The sequence below is a fragment of the Mesorhizobium sp. M7A.F.Ca.CA.002.04.1.1 genome (assembly GCF_004022805.1).
In the GTDB taxonomy this organism is placed as follows: Bacteria; Pseudomonadota; Alphaproteobacteria; order Rhizobiales; family Rhizobiaceae; genus Mesorhizobium; species Mesorhizobium ciceri.
This window is the reverse complement of the sequence record NZ_RZPL01001099.1, coordinates 1-1,144: the sequence shown is the minus strand read 5'-3', so window position 1 is coordinate 1,144 and position 1,144 is coordinate 1. Positions and strand designations below refer to the sequence as shown.

The window sequence follows — 1,144 nt, the reverse complement described above, 5'->3', positions numbered from 1 at the left end:
ATATAGGCCTTGGTGCCCTGGTCGATCGTGTAGACGACCGAAATGGTGTGGTTCTCGAAATTGCGGTCGCCGCGCGGCGTGACCTGCGCGAAGGCATAGCCGGAACCGGCCACCTTCTCGGTCAGCGCGATGATGGAATCCTCGACGTTCTTGGCGTTGTAGACGTCACCCTTGTGCGTCTCGATCACCGATTCCAGCGACTTGCCGTCGACTTCAGGGATCGTGCTCTCGACGCTGACATCGCCGAACGTGTAGCGGTCGCCTTCCTGGACGGTGATGGTGACCGTGTACTTGTTCGTCGCGCTGTCGAGCTCGCCGACGGCGGACACGACCTGGAAGTCGGCATAGCCGTGATTGTAGTAGAAGCGGCGCAGCAGCTCCTGGTCCGCGCGCAGCTTGTCATCGTCGTAGACGTCGTCGCGCAGGATGAAGGAAACCCAGGACGAACGCTTGGTGTTGATGATATCCGACAGGCGGCGGCTGGAATAGGCGCTGTTGCCGACGAAATTGATCGCCGCGATCTGCGTGCGATCGCCTTCGGCAATGTTGAAGACCACATTCACGCGATTGTCGCCAAGCTGCATGACCTGCGTGGTCACGGTCACGTCGTCGCGACCAATGCGCCTGTAGGCAGCCTTGACCGACTCCACGTCGGCATCGAGCGTCGCCTGCGAGAACGTTCCGCGTGGCTTCAGCTGCACCGCCGCCGCGAGCGCATTGTCCTTGAGTTTCTTGTTGTTCTGGAACAGCACCTGGTTGACAACCTGATACTCGGCAACCTTGACCACCAGCGTCGAGCCGACCTGGTTGATCTGCACATCCGAAAACAGGCCGGTGCCAAACAGTGCCTTGACCGCACCGTCGATATCGGAACTGGAGAAAGCCTTGCCCGGCTTGATGGTGATGTAATTGCGGATGGTCTCAGCGTCGATACGCTGGTTGCCGCTTACTTCGACTCTGCTGACGACAGCGGCTTCAGCCGCCGATGTGGCAACGAACTGCACTGCGAGCGCGCCTGGCACGACCATGGCCGCGGACAGGGTCACCGCGGACGCGGCGCTTAGAAACTTGGATGCTGCCTTCATCGGGCTTAATAACCTTTTCTCGTAGTCCCCACGGCGAGAAAACCGGACGTGCGGTAATT

Annotated in this window: 1 protein-coding gene; it reads right to left on the bottom strand. The window is 60.0% G+C overall.

The genetic code is table 11. The annotated features are described in order from the left end of the window. Positions 1-1,085 (bottom strand): outer membrane protein assembly factor BamA (gene bamA / locus ENZ75_RS32465; protein ID WP_128278646.1); only part of this gene is annotated, 1,085 nt, incomplete at its 3' end. Positions 1,086-1,144: the final 59 nt, after the last annotated feature.